Raw genomic sequence first — 4,331 nt, 5'->3', positions numbered from 1 at the left:
GACGCCGCAGATGCGCTTCCTGCCGGAGATCGCGGGCTGGGCCCGGGTGCTCAGCGACCGCGCTTATGCGTTGATGAGACAGGGCACGTTGCCGATTTTCCTCGGCGGCGACCACAGCCTGTCGATGGGTTCGGTCAACGGCGTGCTGCGCCACTGCCGCGAGGCCGGGCGCGAGCTGTTCGTGCTGTGGCTCGACGCCCACACCGACTTCAACACCCCGGCGACGACGCCGTCGGGCAACATGCACGGCATGTCGGCCGCCCTGCTGTGCGGCGAGCCCGGCCTGGACGACGTGTTCGGCAGCGAGCCGCGCGAGCGGCTGGACCCGCAGAACCTGACCATCCTCGGCGCCCGCTCGATCGACCGCGAGGAGAGGGCGCTGCTGCGCCGCCGCGGCGTCGAGGTGTTCGATATGCGGCTGGTCGACGAATACGGCGTATCGGTGCTGATGCGCCGGATCCTCGATAAGGTCGCGTCGCGCAACGGCGTGCTGCATGTCAGCCTCGATGTCGACTTCCTCGACCCGTCGATCGCCCCGGGCGTCGGCACCACCGTGCCCGGCGGGGCGACGTACCGCGAGGCACATCTGATCATGGAGATGCTGTACGACAGCGGCCTGGTCGGGTCGCTCGACGTGGTCGAGCTGAACCCCTTCCTTGATGACCGTGGCAAGAGCGCCCTGCTGCTGGTCGACCTGGTCTCCAGCCTGTTCGGGCGGCAGATCATCGAGCCGACAGGCGCATTGGAACGCGCGGCCTCTGGCGCGCAGTAAGAGACGGGACAGGAGCAGGACCATGGCCACATCGGCGACCACTCTCATCGAGACCGAAGCCCGCCTCGGCGCCCACAACTACAAGCCGCTCGACGTCGTGCTGTCGCGCGGCGAGGGCGTCTGGGTCTGGGATGTCGACGGTAATCGCTATCTCGACTGCCTGTCGGCCTATTCCGCGGTCAACCAGGGCCATTGCCACCCGAAGATCTTGGCGGCGATGGTCGAGCAGGCGCAGAAGCTGACCCTGACCTCGCGCGCCTTCCGCAACGACCAGCTGGCGCTGTTCTATGACGAGATCGCAGCGCTGACCGGCTCGCACAAGGTGCTGCCGATGAACAGCGGCGCCGAGGCGGTGGAGTCGGCGGTCAAGGCCGTCCGCAAATGGGGCTACGAGGTCAAGGGCGTGCCCGCAGGCCAGGCCGAGATCATCGTCTGCGAGAACAATTTCCACGGCCGCACCCTCGGCATCGTCGGCTTCTCCACCGACCCGGACGCCCGCGGTGGTTTCGGCCCCTTCGCGCCCGGCTTCAAGGTCGTGCCCTTTGGCGACGCCAAGGCCTTCGAGGCGGCGATCACCCCGAACACGGTCGCCTTCCTGGTCGAGCCGATCCAGGGCGAGGCCGGGGTGATGATCCCGCCCGCCGGCTATTTCAAGACGGTGCGCGAGCTGTGCACCCGCCACAACGTCACCCTGATCCTGGACGAGATCCAGACCGGGCTCGGCCGCACCGGCAAGCTGCTGGCCGAGGCGCATGAGGGCATCGAGGCTGACGTCACCCTGGTCGGCAAGGCGCTGTCCGGCGGCTTCTACCCGGTCTCGGCCGTGCTCTCGAACTCCGAGGTGCTGGGCGTGCTCAAGCCCGGCCAGCACGGCAGCACCTTCGGCGGCAACCCGCTGGCCTGTGCCGTCGCCCGCACCGCGCTGAAGGTGCTGGTCGAGGAGGGCATGATCGAGAATGCCGAGCGCCAGGGCGCCTATTTCCAGGCCCAGCTGGCCGGGCTGCGCAGCAACCTGATCCGCGAGGTGCGCGGCCGCGGCCTGATGCTGGCGGTCGAGCTGCATCCGGAGGCCGGCGGCGCCCGCCGCTACTGCGAGGCGCTGCAGAAGCGCGGCGTGCTGGCCAAGGACACCCATGGCGACACGATCCGCATCGCGCCGCCGCTGGTGATCACCCGCGACCAGGTCGACTGGGCGATGGAGCAGTTCGCCGCGGTGATGACCGGGACCGCGTAAGGCGAGACCTTTTCATAGCACCACCTGTCCCTTTGCCGTCATTCCCGCGAAAGCGGGAATCTCCTTCCGGCCAAAGCGCTACGAGATCCCCGCTTTCGCGGGGATGACGGATTGGAGAATCGTGAAAAGGTAAGACCGGGGCCGCCCCCGAGCTACTGCTGGTTCGAGACGATGATCGCGACGCGGCGGTTCTCCCGCCGGCCGGCGGAGGAGCGGTTGTCCTCGACCGGGGCGCTCATGCCCATGCCGACCACCTGCATGTCCCCGGCCGGGATGCCGGCCGCGGCCAGGGCGTCGGCGACCGCCTGGGCCCGGCGATGGGACAGCGCCATGTTGTAGTCCGGGGTGCCGTAGTCGTCGGTGTGGCCCTCGACCCGCAGCCGGTGGATGTCGACCGACAGCAGAGCCCGCGCCAGCTGGCCGATGGACTCACGCTGCCCGGCGGCGAGCGTGGCCTCGTTGGTGCCGAACAGCACCTTGCTGGACAGGCCGAACTCCCAGCCGTTGCTGGTCAGCTCGAAGCCCTGCTGCTTCAGCAACGCGATCTGCGCCGGGGTCAGGCCGGATTGGCATGCCGCCAGGATCGGGGCGGCGAGGCCGGAGAGGGCCAGGGACAGGGCGGCGCGTCTAGTGACGAGATGCAATGTGGGTCCCCCGTTCTTCGAATGGCTCCGGCCCGGCGGCGAGCTCCCGTCCGCCGGGCCGCAGGCGTTTGGCGAGATACATGGCGGCGTCGGCCCGTTGCAGCAGCGTCGCCCCGTCCCGCGCGTGGTCCGGGAACACGGCGATGCCGATGCTGACCGAGGCGATGGCGGTGCCGTCGCCGGGCAGCCGGACCGGCTGCCGCAGGCTGGCCAGGATGTCGTCGGCGACATGCAGCGCGTCGGCGATCTCGCCGATCGGCGCCAGCAGCACCGCGAACTCGTCCCCGCCCAGCCGCGCCACCAGGTCGGTCTTGCGCAGCTGGTCCCGCACCCGCGCGGCGACGGCGGCCAGCACCGCATCGCCGGCGGCATGGCCGAGATCGTCGTTGGTCTGCTTGAAGTTGTCGCTGTCCAGGAACAGCACCGCGACGCGGTCCCGCGCAGCCTCGGCCTCCTGCAGCGCGCCGGTCAGCCGCGCCTCGAAGGCAGCGCGGTTGGGCAGGCCGGTCAGGCTGTCATGGCTGGCCTGGTGGGCAAGGGACTCGTTTTCGCGCTGCAGCCGGGCCTGCCAGGCCTCCAGCTCGCCGAGCAGGGCGTTGAAGTCGCCGGCCAGCTCGTTCAGCTCGGCGATCCCGGCCGGCGGCACCCGCCGGTCGAAGGCCCGCTGGGTGCGGACCCGGTGGGCCACCGTGGTCAGCGTCTGCAGCGGGCCGACGATGCCGGCCACCAGGTAGCGCGACAGCAGCAGCGCGCTCAGCGCGCTCAGCGCGACGCAGACCAGCACGACGCAGGCGCCGATCGCCAGGAAGCGCAGCAGGCCGCGGGCGTTGCCGTGAAGCTCGATGCGTCCGATCTCGGCGCCGTCATGGCTGATCGGCTGCAGCACGGGCGAGGCGAAGATCATGTCGGCCAGGCGATGATCCAGCTCGGCCAGAGCCGACCCGCCCGGGCGCTGCCAATGGGCGAACAGCGCGCCATGGGCGTCGAACACATTGGCCTCGGCCACGCCGCCTTCGGCGGAGGCGATCAGGCCCAGCGCCTCCTCGGCCGCGGCGCGATCCTTGAACACCAGCGCCGCCTCCACGGTGTAGCTCATCGAGGTCGCGATCAGCTGCAGGTTGCTGCCGGCATAGGCGCGCAGCGCGGCGAAGCCGGCGACGGTCAGCGTCAGCCCGGCCAGCGTCACCGCCAGCAAGGCGACGCCGAGATGGGCCCGCTGCAGCACGCGCCGCAGGGTCGGCCGGTCCGCCGCAGCCGGGCGGCTCACGGCAGCGTCTCCTTGCGCCGGCCGAGCTGCAGCACCTTCGGGCTGACCCGGACGCCGCCGCGGGCCACGGAATCGAGGTTGATCTGGAACGAGACCTCGGTACCCCGCACCTGCAGGCAGAACATGCTGCCGACAGCGCAGCTCTCGTCGTGCTCGCTGATGCTCAGTACGGGATGGCCGGCGAGCTGCGCGAAGACCTGCCGCTTCTCGGCTTCGCCGAGCCGGCCGAGATAGACGATGTCGCAGTCCGCGCCCGCCGATCCGCCGAGGCCCAGCCGGATGCCCCGGACCGGCCGGCCGGAGGGCTGCGTGGCGTCCGCCACCAGATCGTCGGCGTAGTCGGCCGGGCCGATCACGCACAGGCGCAACTGCGGCGGCTCGACCGGCCAGCGGGTGTAGCTGATGATCCCCATC

Annotated in this window: 5 protein-coding genes; 2 read left to right on the top strand and 3 right to left on the bottom strand. The window is 70.5% G+C overall.

Annotated features, from left to right (window positions below):
• Window positions 1-772: arginase (gene rocF / locus P409_RS27885; protein WP_034846086.1), on the top strand; the 772-nt coding region annotated here is incomplete at its 5' end.
• A 22-nt stretch (window positions 773-794) separates the two neighbouring features.
• Window positions 795-2,006: an ornithine--oxo-acid transaminase gene (gene rocD, locus P409_RS27880; protein ID WP_034846082.1), complete on the top strand. Its 1,212-nt coding sequence runs from the start codon at window positions 795-797 to the stop codon at window positions 2,004-2,006.
• Between the two features lie 152 nt (window positions 2,007-2,158).
• Here rocD and P409_RS27875 read toward each other — a convergent pair whose 3' ends face one another.
• The 3 genes from P409_RS27875 to P409_RS27865 all read right to left on the bottom strand — a co-directional run.
• Window positions 2,159-2,650 carry an OmpA family protein gene (locus tag P409_RS27875; RefSeq protein WP_034846080.1) on the bottom strand — a complete coding sequence of 164 codons (492 nt, stop codon included), beginning with the start codon at window positions 2,648-2,650 and terminating at the stop codon, window positions 2,159-2,161.
• Window positions 2,634-3,917 carry a diguanylate cyclase domain-containing protein gene (locus P409_RS27870; RefSeq protein WP_052121486.1) on the bottom strand — a complete coding sequence of 428 codons (1,284 nt, stop codon included), beginning with the start codon at window positions 3,915-3,917 and terminating at the stop codon, window positions 2,634-2,636. The genes P409_RS27875 and P409_RS27870 overlap by 17 nt, the downstream gene beginning before the upstream one ends.
• Window positions 3,914-4,331: YfiR family protein (locus P409_RS27865; protein WP_034846078.1), on the bottom strand; the 418-nt coding region annotated here is incomplete at its 5' end. The genes P409_RS27865 and P409_RS27870, both read right to left, overlap by 4 nt.

The organism is Inquilinus limosus MP06 (assembly GCF_000767795.1).
Lineage (GTDB): Bacteria > Pseudomonadota > Alphaproteobacteria > DSM-16000 > Inquilinaceae > Inquilinus > Inquilinus limosus_E.
Note: the sequence above shows the minus strand (reverse complement) of the source record. Positions and strands in the feature narration are given on the sequence as shown.